This window comes from Enterobacter cloacae complex sp. FDA-CDC-AR_0164 (assembly GCF_003071645.1).
In the GTDB taxonomy this organism is placed as follows: domain Bacteria; phylum Pseudomonadota; class Gammaproteobacteria; order Enterobacterales; family Enterobacteriaceae; genus Enterobacter; species Enterobacter ludwigii.
The window spans coordinates 3,410,676-3,427,827 of sequence record NZ_CP028950.1; the positions used below are offsets into that span (position 1 = coordinate 3,410,676).

General features: G+C 53.3%; 17 protein-coding genes. 12 read left to right on the forward strand and 5 right to left on the reverse strand.

What is annotated here, in order from left to right; all coding sequences use genetic code 11:
- Positions 1-56: 56 nt before the first annotated feature.
- On the reverse strand, positions 57-2,690 hold the full coding sequence (locus tag AM410_RS16865; protein ID WP_159082272.1) for a PqiB family protein: 2,634 nt from the start codon (positions 2,688-2,690) through the stop codon (positions 57-59).
- Positions 2,659-3,942 (reverse strand): membrane integrity lipid transport subunit YebS, encoded by a 1,284-nt coding sequence (gene yebS, locus AM410_RS16870; protein ID WP_020883415.1) that lies wholly within the window; start codon positions 3,940-3,942, stop codon positions 2,659-2,661. The genes AM410_RS16865 and yebS overlap by 32 nt, the downstream gene beginning before the upstream one ends.
- A gap of 132 nt (positions 3,943-4,074) precedes the next feature.
- Here yebS and AM410_RS16875 point away from each other — a divergent pair, with 132 nt between their 5' ends.
- The 4 genes from AM410_RS16875 (at position 4,075) to htpX (ending at position 8,498) form a co-directional block, all read left to right on the forward strand.
- Positions 4,075-4,572, forward strand: coding sequence for a GAF domain-containing protein (locus AM410_RS16875; protein ID WP_014170613.1), 498 nt, complete (start codon positions 4,075-4,077; stop codon positions 4,570-4,572).
- Between the two features lie 96 nt (positions 4,573-4,668).
- Complete coding sequence (gene proQ, locus AM410_RS16880) at positions 4,669-5,355, forward strand: RNA chaperone ProQ (RefSeq protein WP_014170612.1); 687 nt, start codon at positions 4,669-4,671, stop codon at positions 5,353-5,355.
- 19 nt (positions 5,356-5,374) lie between these two features.
- On the forward strand, positions 5,375-7,423 hold the full coding sequence (gene prc, locus AM410_RS16885) for a carboxy terminal-processing peptidase (protein ID WP_020883416.1): 2,049 nt from the start codon (positions 5,375-5,377) through the stop codon (positions 7,421-7,423).
- 193 nt (positions 7,424-7,616) lie between these two features.
- A complete protein-coding gene (htpX, locus tag AM410_RS16890) occupies positions 7,617-8,498 on the forward strand; it encodes a protease HtpX (RefSeq protein ID WP_014170610.1) in 882 nt (293 codons plus the stop codon).
- 48 nt (positions 8,499-8,546) lie between these two features.
- On the opposite strand, the gene AM410_RS16895 is transcribed toward htpX, so the two are convergent.
- The gene (locus AM410_RS16895; RefSeq protein WP_063858486.1) at positions 8,547-9,920 is read right to left on the reverse strand and encodes an MFS transporter; all 1,374 of its coding nucleotides are present in this window, start codon (positions 9,918-9,920) and stop codon (positions 8,547-8,549) included.
- A 178-nt stretch (positions 9,921-10,098) separates the two neighbouring features.
- On the opposite strand from AM410_RS16895, the gene kdgR reads away from it, so the two are divergent.
- Positions 10,099-10,890, forward strand: coding sequence for a DNA-binding transcriptional regulator KdgR (gene kdgR, locus AM410_RS16900; protein ID WP_014170608.1), 792 nt, complete (start codon positions 10,099-10,101; stop codon positions 10,888-10,890).
- A gap of 64 nt (positions 10,891-10,954) precedes the next feature.
- Here kdgR and AM410_RS16905 read toward each other — a convergent pair whose 3' ends face one another.
- Entirely contained in the window at positions 10,955-11,194 is a 240-nt protein-coding gene (locus tag AM410_RS16905; RefSeq protein ID WP_020883418.1) for a YobH family protein, read from the reverse strand.
- Between the two features lie 159 nt (positions 11,195-11,353).
- Here AM410_RS16905 and mgrB point away from each other — a divergent pair, with 159 nt between their 5' ends.
- The 7 genes from mgrB to rlmA all read left to right on the forward strand — a co-directional run bounded on the left by mgrB (position 11,354) and on the right by rlmA (position 16,587).
- Entirely contained in the window at positions 11,354-11,497 is a 144-nt protein-coding gene (gene mgrB, locus AM410_RS16910; protein ID WP_014170606.1) for a PhoP/PhoQ regulator MgrB, read from the forward strand.
- A 74-nt stretch (positions 11,498-11,571) separates the two neighbouring features.
- Positions 11,572-11,862, forward strand: coding sequence for a YebO family protein (locus tag AM410_RS16915; RefSeq protein ID WP_020883419.1), 291 nt, complete (start codon positions 11,572-11,574; stop codon positions 11,860-11,862).
- A 23-nt stretch (positions 11,863-11,885) separates the two neighbouring features.
- On the forward strand, positions 11,886-12,875 hold the full coding sequence (locus AM410_RS16920; protein ID WP_025203863.1) for an MBL fold metallo-hydrolase: 990 nt from the start codon (positions 11,886-11,888) through the stop codon (positions 12,873-12,875).
- A 525-nt stretch (positions 12,876-13,400) separates the two neighbouring features.
- Entirely contained in the window at positions 13,401-13,517 is a 117-nt protein-coding gene (locus tag AM410_RS16925; RefSeq protein ID WP_032611517.1) for a DUF2627 domain-containing protein, read from the forward strand.
- A 39-nt stretch (positions 13,518-13,556) separates the two neighbouring features.
- Positions 13,557-13,766 (forward strand): transcription antiterminator/RNA stability regulator CspE, encoded by a 210-nt coding sequence (cspE, locus tag AM410_RS16930; protein WP_001062678.1) that lies wholly within the window; start codon positions 13,557-13,559, stop codon positions 13,764-13,766.
- Between the two features lie 231 nt (positions 13,767-13,997).
- Positions 13,998-15,704 carry a peptidoglycan glycosyltransferase FtsI gene (ftsI, locus tag AM410_RS16935; protein WP_074172492.1) on the forward strand — a complete coding sequence of 569 codons (1,707 nt, stop codon included), beginning with the start codon at positions 13,998-14,000 and terminating at the stop codon, positions 15,702-15,704.
- A gap of 67 nt (positions 15,705-15,771) precedes the next feature.
- Entirely contained in the window at positions 15,772-16,587 is an 816-nt protein-coding gene (gene rlmA / locus AM410_RS16940; protein WP_049023018.1) for a 23S rRNA (guanine(745)-N(1))-methyltransferase, read from the forward strand.
- On the opposite strand, the gene mntP is transcribed toward rlmA, so the two are convergent.
- The gene (gene mntP / locus AM410_RS16945) at positions 16,584-17,150 is read right to left on the reverse strand and encodes a manganese efflux pump MntP (RefSeq protein ID WP_014170601.1); all 567 of its coding nucleotides are present in this window, start codon (positions 17,148-17,150) and stop codon (positions 16,584-16,586) included. The genes rlmA and mntP overlap by 4 nt on opposite strands.
- Between the last annotated feature and the right edge of the window lie 2 nt (positions 17,151-17,152).

Consider the following 17,152-nt stretch of genomic DNA (forward strand, 5'->3'; position numbering starts at 1 on the left):
TTCAGGGGCGCAGTGTAACATAAAGGCTCCGGTGCGTTGACACCGGAGCCCTGAGATTAACGCGGCAGGGCAGTGCCCCATTCACGCCACTCTTTCGGCTCGCTTTCGAGCAGCAGGAAGTGTTTGCCCGGTTGCGCTTTCGGCGCCAGCGGCGTCCCCGGTGGTGTAGCGAAAGCAATACCGCCACGAATGAACTGGTTGAAGGTGCCGGTTTTCACCACCCCGCCCGTCAGACCGAAGTCCAGTGAATAGCCGGAGGCCAGCCAGAACACCGAGTTATTACGCACCAGGTGCTGGTAACGATCGCTGATGCGTAATGCCACCATCACGCGGTCAGAGAGCGTACCGAGCGTCAGGCCCGTCACTGTACCCACCTCAATCCCGCGGAACAGCACCGGTGTGCCGATGTTCAGCGAGCCCGCTTCCGGCACTTCCACCACAATGCTCAGGCCATCCAGATAGCGAGAGTCAGTGATCGTGGCTTCCTGCAGTTCAAAGTCACGGCGAGCATTCCCCTTACCGGGTTCGACGTTGATATAAGGCTGCAGGATAGTGTCGAGGTGCTCAACGCCAGCGGCCGAAATCTGTGGCGTCACCACCGAGAAGCGGGAGCCTGAGCGGGCGAAGGTTTGAACATATTCCGGGTAGAGCACGGCGGTGGCCTGCACCTCGTTACGCGCGGTGATAAGCGTCAGCTTCTGGATCTGCCCGATATCAATACCCAGATAACGGATAGGCATCCCTTCCGCCAGCTTCCCTGCATCAAAAGCATGCAGGGTAATCTGTCCGCCAACGGCACGGGCAGCGGTTTCAGACGGGAAGAGAATACGCTTATCGCCTTTACGCAGGTTTGCACCCGCACCGCTGAGGTTATCGAAGCTGATCGCTCCGCGCAGCGCACGTGAAAGCGGGGAGGCCTGCACGGTCAGCCCGTTACCGTTAAGCTGCACTTTCGCACCACCTTCGGCCCAGAAAACGCTATTCGGGGTCAGCAACTTGCGATACTCCGGTTTGATATGCAGTTCGATATCAAACGCGTCCGCATGAGGGCGTACGGCAATCACTTCCCCGACCTCAAACTTCCGGTACAGCACGACGGAGCCAGCCTGGACATCAGGAAGCGTCTCGGCGCTTAGCGTCAGTGTCGTGGTTGGGAGATCGCTCATGCTGTTTTCAATCGCTTTGTCCAGGTTGGCATACAGCGGATAACTGTCGCGCACCGGGCCTTTATTGCCCGGTAAAATGCGGATCCCGCCGTTAACCCATTCGCTGGCGCTGGCACCGAGGAACTCAACGCCGTCGAGGCCAACCTTCACGTCGACGCGGCTGTTCACCACAAATTTACTGTCGCCATGGATAAGGTCGCTGTATTGCGGATCGATAGCCACCGAGAAGCTCACACCGTTTTCAGAGAGCGTACGCTCCAGCACCTGGCCCACCTGGACGCCATGCAGAATCAGCGGCTGGCCGGCTTCGATACCGTAACTTTCAGGCGCGGTCAGTTTTACCGTTACGACGCCCGGTTTTTGCAGCAGCGCTTTATCTGCCGGCGCAACAACGAAACTGTTGCTGGGTTGACCTTCACCGGGGATCAGTTCAAACGTATTGCCGGTCAGAAGATTGCTCAGGCTGGTATCGTTCAGAGACAGTTTTGGGCTGCGCATCTCGATGCGCGTTTTTTCACGCAGGAGATCAACCACGCTCGGGTCGACGGTCATCTCACCGGTCACGGAACCGCCTGGATTGAGCGTCATTTTGGTGAGCTGCCCAACCTGCAATCCCTGATACATAAGCGGTGTGGAACCCGCTTTCAGCCCTTTAGCATCGGGCAGGGCGAGTTTGACGATCACGCCGCGCTGGCTGTGCGCCAGGTCAGCATACAATCCGAAGGTGTCATCTGCCGTGGCCGGGCTGGAGTTTTCCGGAGAGTCGAAGGCAACGGCACCGTTGACCAGTGCGGCCAGGCTCTCGAGCTTCACTTTGGCACCGCTCAGGCTGAGATCGGCATCCACGCCGGAGACGTTCCAGAAACGGCTGCCTTTTTTCACCAGGTTAGTGAAGCGGCGATCGATTAACACATCAATCGTCACGCCCTGTTTATTCGGGTTGATGGCGTAATCATAAACGCGACCTACCGGAATTTTACGGTAATAAACCAGTGAGCCACTGTTGAGGGAACCCAAATCTGGTGCCTGCAGATGGATCATCAGATCGCCGTTATTCAGTCGGTATTTGGGTTGGGTATCCAGCGCAACAAAGTGATCCTGCGGTTCACCTTTACCCGGCATCATGCCGATGTAGTTACCGCCAACCAGTGCATCCAGCCCTGAAACACCCGCCAGAGAGGCCTTAGGCGTTACCAGCCAGAACTGCGTTTCGCTGCGCAGCGCATCCTGCATATCGGACTTAATGCTGGCGCGGACCTGAATTTTATTCAGCCCTTTTCCCAGGCTGATGTCCTGAACGGTACCCACCTCAACCCCCTGGAAGCGGACAGGGGTTCGCCCGGCCACAATGCCGTCGGCAGACTGGAAGTCAATGGTGATGGTGCTTCCGCGATCTTCATAGCTCGTCCAGATAAGCCAGCCTGCAATCATCAGGGCGATGACAGGCAGCAACCAGAATGGAGAAATGCGGCGTTTTGTTTTAATTCTCGCTTCAGTCGGCGAAGCGGGCGTTTCCTGACTCATGTGCATCCCAAAGTAAGCGGCTATCCAGCCATTCCACAGCAAGAATAGTCAATATCACCGCGGAGCCGAAATAAAAAGCTGCGGGTCCCATTGTAAAAGCCAATAACTGGTCGCGATTGATCAGCGACATCATCAACGAAATCACGAACAGATCCAACATCGACCAGCGGCCAATCCAGGTGACGAATCGCAAAAGCAGAATTCGGGTACGTAAACCTTGCTCACATTTGAAGTGAATACTCAGGAGCAGGGTAAACATCACCACCACTTTGGTAAACGGCACCAGAATACTGGCGATAAACACAATTGCCGCCACACCCACGTTGCTGTGGGCGAGGGAGATGATCCCGGAGAGGATGGTATCCTCCTGGCGCCCACCATTCACGTAAATGATGGAAATCGGCAGCATATTGGCCGGGATCAAAAAGACCAGCGAGGCAATCAGCGCGGCCCAGCATTTTTGCAGACTGTTGTTGCGCCGCAGTCTCAGGGGAATATGACACCGCGGGCAACGGCCACGTGGGTCGGGCAAGCCAGTATAGTGACACCCCAGACAGACCCGGAGACTTTCATCCGGTCGCGTGGCCGGGCGCTGAGGGTAAAAGCGCTCCCAGAGCTGTTCGACGTTCAGATGAATGAGTGTGAGGATGCTGAGCAAGACCAGGCAAATAAATGCAAAGAGTCCGACCCCGGGCTGCAAGAATGCATAGTCCTGGACTTTTATGGACGCCACGCCGACGCCCACCAGGTAGATATCCAGCATGACCCACTCTTTCAGTTTGTCCAGCATCAGCAACACGGGGCGGAGATTCATCCCCAGAATGTTACCAAACCAAAGATAGGCAATGGCGGCGACCAGCACCAGCGGCGCGCCGACCGTACAGAACAGCACCATGGCGGCAGTGAGCGGGTCGCCCTGGCGCGTCATCTGCCAGATCCCCTGCAGTACGTTGGCATCAATACGCACACCAAGCAGGTACAGCTTCAGCAGCGGTTCACCCCAGGCAAACGGCATAAGAAGCAGCATGGTGATGGCCATCGCGGCGAGGCGGGTCAGCGACCAGTCGCGGCCGTCGCGAATTTTAGCGTCGCAGCGGGGGCAAAAAGCACTTTCATGCGATTTCATCTTCGGCAACATAAAAAGCGTATCGCACTGCGGGCAACGCTGATAATGTGCACGAGGCAAAGCTTCGCTTACCGTATGGACAGTTATCTTTTTTGTCGGCGTAATTTTGGTTGTTTTTAAGGCCATCAGCTGCGCACAAATAAGTATTGTTGAACGTTATATTAACTCATGAACGGATTCATCTTGAGCATGAGCGCATTTAATGCTTATTTTAATAGGCTATGCGGTAATTTTGTAAGACAACTAAGTGATTGAATAATGAACAAAACAGAATTCTACGCGGATCTTAACCGCGATTTTAAGGCATTGATGGCGGGTGAGACCAGCTTCTTAGCCACTCTGGCAAATACTAGCGCATTGCTGTTTGAGCGGCTATCAGACGTTAACTGGGCCGGTTTTTACCTTCTGGAAGGTGAAACGCTGGTGCTTGGCCCGTTCCAGGGGAAAATTGCCTGCGTGCGTATTCCCGTAGGACGCGGCGTTTGTGGTACAGCGGTCGCGACTAATCAGGTACAGCGCGTCGAAGACGTCCATGCGTTTGACGGACACATTGCCTGTGACGCAGCCAGTAATTCTGAAATCGTTCTGCCTCTGGTGGTAAAAAATCAGATTATTGGCGTTCTGGATATCGACAGCACGGTCTTCAGTCGCTTCACAACCGAGGACGAACAAGGGCTACGCGAGCTGGTGGCGAACCTCGAAAACGTTCTCGCCGCAACCGATTATCAAAAATTCTTTGCGAGCGTAGCAGGATAATCAACGGATAACGTAGCATTTACTGATAGCGTCATTATAATGACGCCTGTTCATGCCTGCGCTTGTTGGCAACGTCCGTTGTAATCAGGAAATTTCATGGAAAATCAACCTAAGTTGAATAGCAGTAAAGAAGTTATCGCATTTCTGGCCGAGCGTTTCCCACAGTGCTTCAGTGCTGAAGGTGAAGCTCGTCCCCTGAAAGTCGGTATTTTTCAGGATCTGGTGGCACGCGTTGAGGGGGAAATGAACCTCAGCAAAACTCAGCTTCGTTCCGCCTTACGTCTTTATACTTCGAGCTGGCGTTACCTGTACGGTATCAAAGCGGGCGCGACGCGTGTTGATCTTGACGGCAACCCTTGTGGTGAGCTGGACGAGCAGCACGTTGAGCACGCACGTAAACAGCTGGAAGAAGCCAAAGCACGCGTTCAGGCACAACGTGCAGAACAGCAAGCGAAAAAACGCGAAGCCGCAGCGGCAAACGGCCAGGAAGAAGCGCCTCGTCGTGAGCGTAAACCACGCCCAGCGCCGCGTCGTAACGATAATAATGATCGCAAACCGCGTGCTGACAAACCAGCAGCTAAAGCCCCGCGCGCCCCTCGTGAAGAGCCGCGCCATACGCCGGTTTCTGACATTAACGCCCTGAGCGTGGGTCAGGCACTGAAGGTGAAAGCGGGTAACAACGCAATGGACGCCACCGTACTGGAAATCACCAAAGATGGCGTTCGTGTACAGCTGACTTCTGGTATGTCAATGATTGTACGCGCAGAACACTTGTTGTTCTGAAACGGAGGCCAAGCCTGGCATGAACACTTTTTTTAAGCTCACCGCGTTGGCGGGCCTGTTTGCTATAACAGGCCATGCTTTCGCAGTGGACGATATCACGCGTGTTGATCAAATTCCGGTCCTCAAGGAAGAGACGCAGCACGCGACGGTGAGCGAGCGTGTGACCTCACGCTTTACCCGTTCGCACTATCGTCAGTTCGATCTCGATCAGGCCTTTTCGGCCAAAATCTTTGACCGCTATCTGAACTTGCTGGATTACAGCCATAACGTATTGCTCGCCAGCGATGTCGAGCAGTTCGCTAAGCGTAAATCCGGGGTGGGTGACGAGTTGCGTTCAGGCAAGCTGGATCTGTTCTACGATCTCTATAACCTGTCGCAAAAGCGCCGCTTTGAACGCTATCAGTATGCGCTGAAAGTGCTGGAACGTCCGATGGACTTCACCGGCAACGACACCTTTAATCTGGACCGCAGCAAAGCGCCCTGGCCGAAAGACGAAGCCGAGCTGAATGCGCTGTGGGATGGAAAAGTAAAATACGACGAGCTGAGCCTTAAGCTGACCGGCAAAGATGAAAAAGAGATCCGTGACACGCTGACGCGTCGTTACAAATTCGCTATTCGTCGTCTGGCTCAGACCAACAGTGAAGATGTTTTCTCACTGGCGATGACCGCTTTCGCTCACGAAATCGATCCGCATACCAATTATCTCTCGCCTCGCAATACCGAACAGTTTAATACCGAAATGAGCCTGTCTCTGGAAGGTATCGGTGCGGTGCTGCAGATGGACGATGATTACACCGTGATCAACTCAATGGTCGCCGGTGGCCCGGCGTCGAAAAGCAAAGCGATAAGCGTAGGCGATCGCATTGTTGGTGTGGGTCAAACCGGACAGAACATGGTCGATGTGATCGGCTGGCGTCTGGATGATGTGGTTGCGCTGATCAAAGGCCCGAAAGGCAGCAAAGTTCGCCTTGAAATTCTGCCAGCCGGTAAAGGCACCAAAACCCGTATCGTTACCCTGACGCGTGAGCGTATCCGCCTGGAAGACCGCGCGGTGAAAATGTCGGTGAAGACCGTGGGTAAAGAGAAGGTGGGTGTTCTGGATATCCCGGGCTTCTACGTCGGGCTGACTGATGATGTAAAAGTCCAGCTGCAGAAGCTTGAAAAGCAGAACGTGAGCAGCGTCATCATCGACTTGCGCAGCAACGGTGGTGGGGCGCTGACCGAAGCGGTTTCACTGTCCGGGCTGTTTATCCCGTCTGGTCCGGTGGTTCAGGTGCGCGATAACAACGGTAAAGTACGTGAAGATGCCGACAACGATGGTGTGGTCTATTACAAAGGCCCGCTGGTGGTCTTAGTCGATCGCTTCAGTGCTTCCGCGTCTGAAATCTTTGCCGCCGCTATGCAGGACTATGGCCGTGCGCTGATTGTCGGTGAGCCGACATTTGGTAAAGGTACCGTACAGCAGTATCGTTCTCTGAATCGTATCTACGATCAGATGCTGCGTCCGGAATGGCCTGCACTGGGTTCGGTTCAGTACACCATTCAGAAATTCTATCGTGTGAACGGTGGCAGTACGCAGCGTAAAGGCGTGACGCCGGATATCATGATGCCGACAGGCACGGAAGAGACTGAAACCGGCGAGAAGTTTGAAGATAACGCATTGCCGTGGGATAGCATTAACGCCGCGACGTACGTGAAAGCGGGTGATATGACGCAGTTTGGTCCTGAACTGCTGAAAGCGCACAACGATCGCATCGCCAAAGATCCGGAATTCCAGTACATCATGAAGGACATTGCTCGTTTCAATGCCCTGAAAGATAAGCGGAATATTGTTTCTCTCAACTACGCTCAGCGTGAGAAAGAGAACAACGAAGATGATGCAACGCGTCTGGCGCGTATCAACGATCGCTTCAAGCGTGAAGGTAAGCCTCTGCTCAAGAAACTGGACGATCTGCCAAAAGATTACCAGGAGCCGGATCCTTACCTCGACGAGACGGTGCATATCGCTCTTGACCTGGCGAATCAGGAAAAGGCGAAGCCCGCCGTACAACCCGCACCGGCAAAATAATCCCCCAACAGGCACAAGAAATTGTGCCTGTTTCTTTTTGTTCCGCATTCTCCCGTCAGGCAAATTTCCAATTGTGTAAAGTTGTGTCTTTCTGGTGACTTACGCCCGATTGATGCTTGAAAATAGCCGTAATACCCATACGATGTGGGTAATCGCATAGTGCGCTTTGTTAAACTGAGGTTAAAAGAAAATTATGATGCGAATCGCGCTCTTCCTGCTCACCAACCTTGCGGTGATGGTGGTTTTCGGGCTCGTGCTAAGCCTGACAGGAATTCAGTCGAGCAGCGTTCAGGGTCTGTTGATTATGGCGCTGCTGTTTGGTTTTGGTGGCTCATTCGTTTCACTCCTGATGTCGAAATGGATGGCACTGAAATCGGTAGGTGGTGAAGTCATTGAGCAACCGCGTAACGATATGGAACAGTGGCTGATGAATACCGTGGCTCAGCAATCGCAGCAGGCGGGTATCGCCATGCCGCAGGTGGCCATTTACCACGCGCCAGATATTAACGCCTTTGCTACAGGTGCCCGTCGTGATGCGTCGCTGGTTGCCGTCAGCACCGGGTTGTTGCAGAACATGAGCCGTGACGAAGCCGAAGCGGTTATCGCTCACGAAATCAGCCATATCGCGAACGGCGACATGGTCACCATGACCCTGATCCAGGGCGTAGTGAACACCTTTGTTATCTTCATCTCCCGTATTCTGGCGCAGATCGCGGCAGGCTTTATGGGCGGGAACCGCGATGAAGGTGAAGAGAGCAACGGCAACCCGCTGATCTACTTCGCGGTTGCGACGGTACTGGAGCTGGTATTCGGTATTCTGGCCAGCATCATCACCATGTGGTTCTCCCGTCACCGTGAGTTCCACGCGGATGCCGGCTCGGCGAAACTGGTTGGTCGTGAGAAGATGATTGCCGCGCTGCAGCGTCTGAAAACCAGCTATGAACCGCAGGAAGCGACCAGCATTATGGCATTCTGCATTAACGGTAAATCAAAATCGCTGAGCGAACTGTTTATGAGTCACCCGCCGCTGGATAAACGTATCGAAGCGCTGCGCAGTGGTGAATACCTGAAGTAACGCTAAGAAGAGCAATGAGCCGGGCTGGTGATATCCGCCCGGCTTTTTTTATGCCTGTACTCTGGGCTGGGTAATGCGCAGCCCGCTGATGATGGCGGCGAGGGTGGCAAGGGCGCCCGCGGTGAAAAGTGCAACGTGGTTGCCATTTTGCCCGGCAAGATTAAACATCAGCGCGACCAGGGCCGCGCCGGTGCTTTGTCCCAGCAGACGTGCGGTGCCTAACATACCGCTGGCACCACCGCTGCGATGGCGCGGCGCTGAGGTGATGATGGTGTGGTTGTTAGGCGACTGGAACAGACCGAACCCTGCACCGCACAGGATCATGCGCCAGATGATATCCAGATCGGTGGGTGATGAGGGGAGTAGTGCGAGTGCGAACAGTCCCGTGGCCATGACGGCAAGCCCCAGCGCGCCAAGCAATCCGGCGTGGACGCGCTCAATCAAATACCCTGCCAGCGGCGCCATTACCATCGTCGCCAGTGGCCACGGCGTTAACAGCAGTCCGGTCTCGACTTCAGTACGTCCCACCACACTTTGCAGGAAGAAGGGCAGAGAGACCAGGGCCAGCATCTGGGCGCAGAATGAGCAAACAGAAGTACAAATCGAGAGAGAAAAAAGAGGAATACGCAGCAGGTCGACAGGCAGTAAAGGGACAGGGAGCGCGAGCTGGCGGCGTACAAAGAAGAAGCCAATCACCAGCAGCGCAATGAGCTCCGCGGCGGTAAGTATAAGGGACTGACCTTGTGCAAAGCCGCTCAGGGCAGTAATCAGCAGGCCAAAGGTCAGGGCATTCATCACTGCGCTGATAAGGTCAAAGCGTGGCATCGTGCTTTTGGGACCGTTCGCGGGAAGATAGCGCAGAGCAAAGAAGAGGGCCACAATACCCAGCGGTACGTTAATGGCGAATAACCACTGCCAGGACGCGACAGAGAGTATGGCCGCCGCAAGGGTTGGCCCGGCCGCAGACGAGACGGCGACAATAAACGAGTTTATCCCCATACCGCGTCCCAGATGACGCTGCGGATAGATTAAGCGGATCAACGCCGTGTTGACGCTCATCAGTGCCGCGCCCCCAAAACCCTGTGCTATGCGCGCAAGCGTCAGAGTATGCAGCGAATCAGAAAGGGCACAGAAAAGGGAAGTAAAGGTGAACACCAGCAGGCCGCATTGATACACCCGTCGGTAACCGAACATATCGCCCAGGAAAGAGAACGAGAGCAGTGAAACCACGATCGCTATCTGGTAGGCATTGACTATCCATATAGAACTGGCAGGGGAGGCATGCAGGTCGCTGGCAATGGTTGGCAGGGCAACGTTAGCGATTGCACCGTCAAGGACGGCCATTGAAATACCGATAACAATTGTGGCGATAGCGCCATACCGCTGGGGCAAAGGCAGGCCATCGGACAGGTTTTTTTCCATTAGGGATGAAAAGCTCAGTGTGAAATTATTCTCAGGGTAACTATTTTAGCATCGTTATTTCAGTTTTATGTCGCAGATTTGTAACGAAGTAAACGAGGATCGATTGCAGGTAACATGACGGGAATTTATAATAAAAACCGGTTCTGATTTTTATAAAACACTCTCTATGAGGTGGTAAATGGCAATTGCAGATTTGGATAAACAGCCAGATTCTGTTTCTTCCGTGCTGAAGGTGTTTGGCATCTTACAGGCGCTCGGAGAAGAGCGTGAAATTGGTATTACAGAGTTGTCGCAGCGTGTGATGATGTCGAAAAGCACCGTTTATCGCTTTTTGCAAACCATGAAGTCACTGGGTTACGTCGCACAGGAAGGCGAGTCTGAAAAGTATTCTCTGACGCTGAAACTGTTCGAGCTCGGAGCCCGTGCGCTGCAAAACGTGGATTTGATCCGCAGCGCAGATATCCAGATGCGTGAGATCTCTCGCCTGACCAAAGAGACTATCCACCTGGGGGCACTGGATGAAGACAGCATTGTCTACATCCATAAAATCGACTCCATGTACAACCTGCGCATGTATTCACGCATCGGTCGTCGTAATCCGCTTTACAGTACCGCGATTGGCAAAGTGCTGCTGGCGTGGCGCGATCGCGAAGAAGTGAAGCAGATCCTCGAAGGCGTGGAATATAAGCGCAGTACTGAACGCACCATTACCAGCACTGACGAGTTATTGGCCGTGCTCGACAAAGTACGTGAGCAGGGGTATGGCGAAGATAACGAAGAGCAGGAGGAAGGGCTGCGCTGTATCGGTGTGCCGGTATTTGACCGCTTTGGCGTTGTCATTGCCGGGTTGAGTATCTCTTTCCCGACCCTGCGCTTTTCTGAAGAACGTCTGCATGAGTATGTGGCGATTCTCCATACAGCCGCACGCAAGATTTCTGAACAAATGGGTTATAACGACTACCCGTTCTGATCCTTACGGGCACAAAAAACGCCGCACACAGTGCGGCGTTTTTTATCAGTATCAATCGGGGTGATTAGCCGTTATCAATGACGACGGATGTTTTACGCAGAACCGGGCAGTTGGTTAAACCAATGATCCCGCTGTCTGAATGAATATATTGTGCCGTGCTCATGCCCTGCGCGGTCATGTATTTGCATTGAATACCTAATCCAGCGGCGTTTTCGGTGCTTCCCACAAGCACGCCATAGCCGGTTAACAGAAGGCCAACCCATACTACGGCCAGTGCAATAATTGTACGAATGATTAAATGCATCATTGCCTCTTTATCTTTGTTGTCATGCAGTAAGCCTAAACGGTTTACTCTATGAAACAAGTGCATGATTCTGAAAACGACCAGATGGCGGTACAGTTAGTCCTTGTTTAAGATAGCCGTGATAACCTGGTTATATCGGGCCTTTAGACGGAGTGTGGAGTGAAAAAAATACGCTGGGTGATTCTGATTATTGTGCTGGTAGCCTGTGTGGTGTTGTGGACGCAGACTATCAATGTGATGTGCGATCAGGATGTACAGTTTTTTAGCGGCGTCTGCGCAATCAATAAGTTTATTCCGTGGTAACACGCATTTTTTCTCAAGGTGATTTCCTTCCTTCGCACCAGTGGTAAGATAGACGTTTTTATTGAGGTGGTGAAATGGGTGAGTTACTGAATTCAGGGCTGCTAAATATGGCATCCCTGATGATCTCGTTGGTTGTTCTGCTGGTGGGGCTTGTCATTTGGTTTTTCGTAAACCGTGCCAGTTCCCGTACAAACGAGCAGATCGAACTGCTGGAAGCGCTGCTTGACCAACAAAAACGTCAGAATGCGCTGTTACGTCGTCTGTGTGAGGCTAACGAACCAGAAGAGAAAGCGTCGGCGAAAGACGCGGTTGCTGAAGACAACACTGAGCAGGATGACTTTATCCGCCTGGTGGCTGAGCGTTAATTTGTCTTATCCGGGAGGTGGCTGTGGTCTGGAAAAATCCCTGGTATGACCCCTCCCTGAAACATCACACACCTAACGGTTTTCGTAATACTGACCCCGTCGGGCATCAGCCCGGTGACGTTGATCGCTGGCGAAAAGCGCGCAAAGAAGCTGGCTTACCCCGCCCCCCGGCAAACGGATATGAGGACTTTATCCGCCAGTGGTGGCAGCCGGCAACGCTTAAGCAGCCGCAGGAAAATGGGGTATGGTGGCTCGGACACGCAAGCCTGTTGTTGCACATTGATGGCAACACCCTGCTGACCGACCCCGTTTTTTCTCGCCGCGCCTCTCCCTTACCTTTCCTCGGACCACAACGTAAAACGCCTCCCGCTCTGTCTGTCGAACAGCTCCAGCAGCTCGATGCAGTGGTTATCTCCCATAATCATTACGATCATCTGGATGACGCGACCATTCGCCGGATCCTTAAACGCTTTCCCGACGTCACTCTGTTTGTTCCCTTAGGTCTGGCAGACTGGTTTCGCCGCCGGGGGGCAAGACGCATTGTTGAGCTCGACTGGTGGCAGAGTTTCACCTGGCAGGGGATAACGCTGTCCGCCGTACCGGCGCAGCACTGGAGTATGCGCACGCTCTGGAACCGCAATCGCTCCCTGTGGTGTGGCTGGGTGTTTGAAGGGCGGCATCATCGTTTCTGGTTTAGCGGCGACACGGGCTATTCACCTGAACTGCTGCGAATACCGGAAAGGCTGGGTAAAATTGACGCCGCGGCGTTGCCCGTTGGCGCTTATGCACCACGGTGGTTCATGGCCGTACATCATATGGATCCGCAATCTGCTGTTGCGTTGTGGCAACAGTTGGGATGCCCACTGGCGTTTCCCATTCACTGGGGTGTGTTTGAACTGGCTGATGAATCGCTTGATGACCCCGTGCGAGAGTTAACTGCAGTCCTCGATAATTTAGCACCGGTTAATAATTCCTTCAGGATACTGAAAATTGGTGAATATTTATCCTTATAAACGAAGCGCTGGATTGTTGCATATATTCTGTATGTCTAAGGTCTAAAGAATGTTTTATTTTTATCGAAACGTTTTGCTTGCCTTGTTTTGATGCAGAGTCATAAAAATTTCATTATTTTGGTGCATAACATTCTTTATTAGCTGGTGCTTTTTAATACAGTTTAGCGTGAAGGATTAACATTGTATTTCCACTGTAACAATACAGGGGCGTTACAATGATTTAAGCATAAGTTTTCACAAATTGTTCTAACTCAATCAATGTAAGGGTTTTTCTTAGCGGGTTGCTGGACGCACTGGAATGATTGAGCTATGTTAAAAAAGTCTTAGATAACAGCGGTTGTGAAAGCAACGGCGAGTCTGTGTAAGTGAGCAGGGCTGTCCATATGTCATGCGCATAATTGTGCAAAAGCATACCGGCACAGTTCGAATTTGTGCGGCGGATCGAGACATGTTTAAAAATGGCTTGCCATATTAAACATAGTGTGTGATAACACGTTTTGGGTCAAACGAGGTACAGTTCTGTTTATGTGTGGCATTTTCAGTAAAGAAGTCCTGAGTAAACACGTTGTCGTTGAATACCGCTTCTCTGCCGAACCTTATATTAGTGCCTCATGCAGTAATGTCTCAGTTTTATCTCAGTAATGCCTGCGGGCTAAGAAAACACTCTAAGGAATTTTGCAAATGGCAAAGATTAAAGGTCAAGTTAAGTGGTTCAACGAGTCTAAAGGTTTTGGTTTCATTACTCCTGCTGACGGCAGCAAAGACGTGTTCGTACACTTCTCTGCAATCCAGGGTAACGGCTTCAAAACTCTGGCTGAAGGCCAGAACGTTGAGTTCGAAATTCAGGACGGCCAGAAAGGCCCAGCTGCAGTTAACGTAACTGCTATCTGATCGAACCACTGCTGACTGAAGCACGTAGTACTTCACTCTCAGACATAAAGCCTCGCATATAGCGGGGCTTTTTTATGTGCCTTATCTTTCAAAATATTACCATCCCCGCTCTTGTTAGTAACTTGTTGCAAAGCTACGAGGTTAGTAGCACTGTTTTCCCTCCCTCCGGCCGTCTTTTCCCGTTAAATCAGGGCGTTGTTTAACAGTCCTGGGGTTCAGGTGAAGAAGAAAATGATAACGACCGCCGGCAATTTCACGCCGGCGCGTTTTGCGCTGCTCTGTTTAGCCATTTTTTGCAGTCTGGCGTTTTTGCTGGGCCGCGTTGCCTGGCTGCAAATTATTAAACCTGACAACCTGGTCAAGCAGGAGGATATGCGATCGCTGCGCGAACTGCCGATTGATGCTCCCCGCGGAATGATCATGGATCGTGAGGGCCGGCCGCTGGCGGTCAGTGTCCCGGTCAGGGCCGTGTGGGCCGACCCAAAAACGGTGCTGGCAAAAGGGGGCGTGGGCTTTGACGATCGCTGGCAGGCACTGGCGAATGCGTTACATCTCTCCCTGAACACCCTGTCATCACGGATAAACGCGAATCCACAGGGGAGGTTCATCTACCTTGCCCGGCAGGTGGATCCTGCTCAGGCAAAATGGATCGATAAGCTGAATTTGCCGGGTATCAATTTACGCGATGAATCACGCCGTTTTTATCCTGCCGGGCATGTGGCGGCAAACCTGATTGGTTTCACCAATATTGACGGTCAGGGTATTGAGGGGGTGGAGAAAAGTTTCAACAACCAGCTAACAGGCAAGCCGGGCGTCCGCCAGGTCAGAGAAGACCGTTACGGTCGCGTGGTGGAGAATCTGACGGAAGTCGCGCCGGTGCCTGCGCACAATATTCAGCTCAGTATTGATGAGCGCCTGCAAACCATCACCGAAGATGCGCTAGATAACGCAGTGGCCTGGAACAAGGCGGAGTCGGGGGCATCAGTGCTCATTAATATCCCCACCGGTGAAATCCTCGCGATGGCGAGCTATCCGGATTTCAACCCCAATAACCGCCAGGGCGCGACAATAGACGATTTTCGTAACCGTGCCATCAGCGATACGTTCGAGCCAGGTTCAACCGTGAAGCCGCTTGTGCTGATGACGGCATTGCAACAGGGGCTGGTGCAGCCTGACAGCGTCATTGACACCCATCCGTATATGCTTGACGGGCACCGCATTCGGGATGTGGGTTACTACCCTGAACTCTCGATGACCGGGATCCTGCAAAAATCGAGCGACACCGGCGTATCTCGCCTCTCGCTGGCGATGCCTGTTCAGCACCTGATTGATACCTACCGGAACTTTGGTTTTGGTACAAACACCGGGCTTGGCTTAACCGGCGAGAGCGCCGGTCTGTTACCCCAGCGTAAATACTGGAGCCAGCTCGACAGAGCGACCTTCGCCTTTGGCTATGGTCTGATGGTTACCCCCCTCCAGCTGGCGCACGTCTATGCCACCATCGGCGGCTTCGGGCTGGAACGGCCCCTCTCAATTACCCGTATCGATCCACCCGTTATTGGGCACAGAGTCATGCCGGAAGAGATTGCTCATCAGGTCGAGCATATGATGGAGAGCGTTGCGCTGCCGGGCGGGGGCGGCGTTAAGGCTGCGGTACGTGATTACCGTGTGGCGGTGAAAACCGGTACGGCGAAGAAAATCGATGATAGCGGCAAATATGTCGATAAATACGTTGCCTATACCGCGGGCGTCGCGCCTGCCAGCGATCCGCGTTTTGCGCTGGTGGTCGTGATTAACGATCCTCAAAACGGAGCGTACTATGGCGGCGCCGTCTCCGCACCGGTATTCAGCGAGATTATGGGTAACGTATTGCGTCTTGAGAACGTCAAACCCGATGGTCTGGCGCCTGATTCCTCGCACCTTATCGTCATGCGTTAACCCAGGCGTTTTATACCGGGGCGAATAGCGGTACACTTCGCCCTTTGATTTACGCCCCGGAGCTGCCATGTCCTTCAGTTGTCCCCTTTGCCACGCGCGTCTGACGCGATCAGAAAAAAGTTATGCCTGTCCGCAGGGACATCAGTTTGATATGGCGAAAGAAGGCTACGTGAATCTTCTGCCGGTGCAGCATAAGCGCTCGCGCGATCCGGGTGACAGTGCTGAGATGATGCAGGCACGCCGGGCATTTCTCGACGCCGGGCACTATCAGCCACTCAGAGAGGCCGTCGCGCAATTGCTGGAAGATAATCTGACTGACAGTGCAGCAGGCGTGCTGGATATTGGCTGCGGGGAAGGGTATTACACCGCGCGGTTTGCTGAGGTTGCACAAGAGAAGGGCGCGCAGACATTTGGTCTGGATGTTTCCAAAGTGGCTATCCGCGCGGCGGCAAAACGCTACTCCGGCGTGACGTTCTGCGTGGCATCGAGCCACCGGCTGCCGTTTGACGATGCCAGCATGGATGCGGTTATCCGCATCTATGCGCCCTGTAAGGCGCAGGAGCTGGCACGCGTTATCAAACCGGGCGGATGGGTCATTACCGTCACGCCAGGTCCCCGACATCTGATGGAGCTTAAAGGGCTTATCTATGATGAGGTTCGGCTGCATGCGCCACATTCTGAGCAACTGGCGGGCTTTACGCTGAAGCAGGAGCAGACGCTGGCCTACGAGATGAACCTGGCAGGGGAAGAAGCTGTAGCGTTGTTGCAGATGACGCCATTTGCATGGCGGGCGAAACCGAACGTGTGGGAAACCTTAGCGGAGCAAACAACGTTTCGCTGCCAGACGGATTTCAGTATCCACTGCTGGCAGCGCGAAGATTAACCGGCGAAATGTGCCCAGAGGATCTGGGCACCAATGCCAATCAGCACGATACCGCCCAGGATCTCGGCGCGTTTGCCCAGCAGGGGGCCAATAAACCGGCCAACCATCATTCCCAGCGTCGACATAATCAGCGTGGCACAACCAATGGCCAGCGCGGTCGCAATAATATTGACCTGCAGGAATGCCAGGCCCACACCGACGGCCATGGCGTCGAGACTGGTGGCGATGGCAGTGGTCACCAGCAGCCAGAAACCGTGGCGGTGCTGCGGCTCGTCTTCCTCATCGCCATTGCCACGAAAACCTTCAATCACCATTCGCCCCCCCAGAAATACGAGCAGCACGAAAGCGATCCAGTGGTTCCACTCCAGTATGAACTGGCTTGCCAGCATACCAAGACCCCAGCCGATGAGCGGTGTCAGCGTTTCGATAGCACCAAAGATAAGGCCTGTGCGAAGCGCTTCAGAGAATTTGGGTTTGTGCAGCGAGGCACCTTTACCGATGGAAGCGGCAAAAGCGTCCATGGACATACCGAAAGCAAGAAGAAGGGTTGCGGAGATATTCATTA

What these genes read in the sequence shown, in the direction of transcription:
- AM410_RS16865 (WP_159082272.1), bottom strand. Translation starts at nt 2,690, where the DNA reads ATGAGTCAGGAAACGCCCGCTTCGCCGACTGAAGCGAGAATTAAAACA.
- yebS (WP_020883415.1), bottom strand. Translation starts at nt 3,942, where the DNA reads ATGGCCTTAAAAACAACCAAAATTACGCCGACAAAAAAGATAACTGTC.
- AM410_RS16875 (WP_014170613.1), top strand. Translation starts at nt 4,075, where the DNA reads ATGAACAAAACAGAATTCTACGCGGATCTTAACCGCGATTTTAAGGCA.
- proQ (WP_014170612.1), top strand. Translation starts at nt 4,669, where the DNA reads ATGGAAAATCAACCTAAGTTGAATAGCAGTAAAGAAGTTATCGCATTT.
- prc (WP_020883416.1), top strand. Translation starts at nt 5,375, where the DNA reads ATGAACACTTTTTTTAAGCTCACCGCGTTGGCGGGCCTGTTTGCTATA.
- htpX (WP_014170610.1), top strand. Translation starts at nt 7,617, where the DNA reads ATGATGCGAATCGCGCTCTTCCTGCTCACCAACCTTGCGGTGATGGTG.
- AM410_RS16895 (WP_063858486.1), bottom strand. Translation starts at nt 9,920, where the DNA reads ATGGAAAAAAACCTGTCCGATGGCCTGCCTTTGCCCCAGCGGTATGGC.
- kdgR (WP_014170608.1), top strand. Translation starts at nt 10,099, where the DNA reads ATGGCAATTGCAGATTTGGATAAACAGCCAGATTCTGTTTCTTCCGTG.
- AM410_RS16905 (WP_020883418.1), bottom strand. Translation starts at nt 11,194, where the DNA reads ATGCATTTAATCATTCGTACAATTATTGCACTGGCCGTAGTATGGGTT.
- AM410_RS16915 (WP_020883419.1), top strand. Translation starts at nt 11,572, where the DNA reads ATGGGTGAGTTACTGAATTCAGGGCTGCTAAATATGGCATCCCTGATG.
- AM410_RS16925 (WP_032611517.1), top strand. Translation starts at nt 13,401, where the DNA reads ATGTGTGGCATTTTCAGTAAAGAAGTCCTGAGTAAACACGTTGTCGTT.
- cspE (WP_001062678.1), top strand. Translation starts at nt 13,557, where the DNA reads ATGGCAAAGATTAAAGGTCAAGTTAAGTGGTTCAACGAGTCTAAAGGT.
- ftsI (WP_074172492.1), top strand. Translation starts at nt 13,998, where the DNA reads ATGATAACGACCGCCGGCAATTTCACGCCGGCGCGTTTTGCGCTGCTC.
- rlmA (WP_049023018.1), top strand. Translation starts at nt 15,772, where the DNA reads ATGTCCTTCAGTTGTCCCCTTTGCCACGCGCGTCTGACGCGATCAGAA.
- mntP (WP_014170601.1), bottom strand. Translation starts at nt 17,150, where the DNA reads ATGAATATCTCCGCAACCCTTCTTCTTGCTTTCGGTATGTCCATGGAC.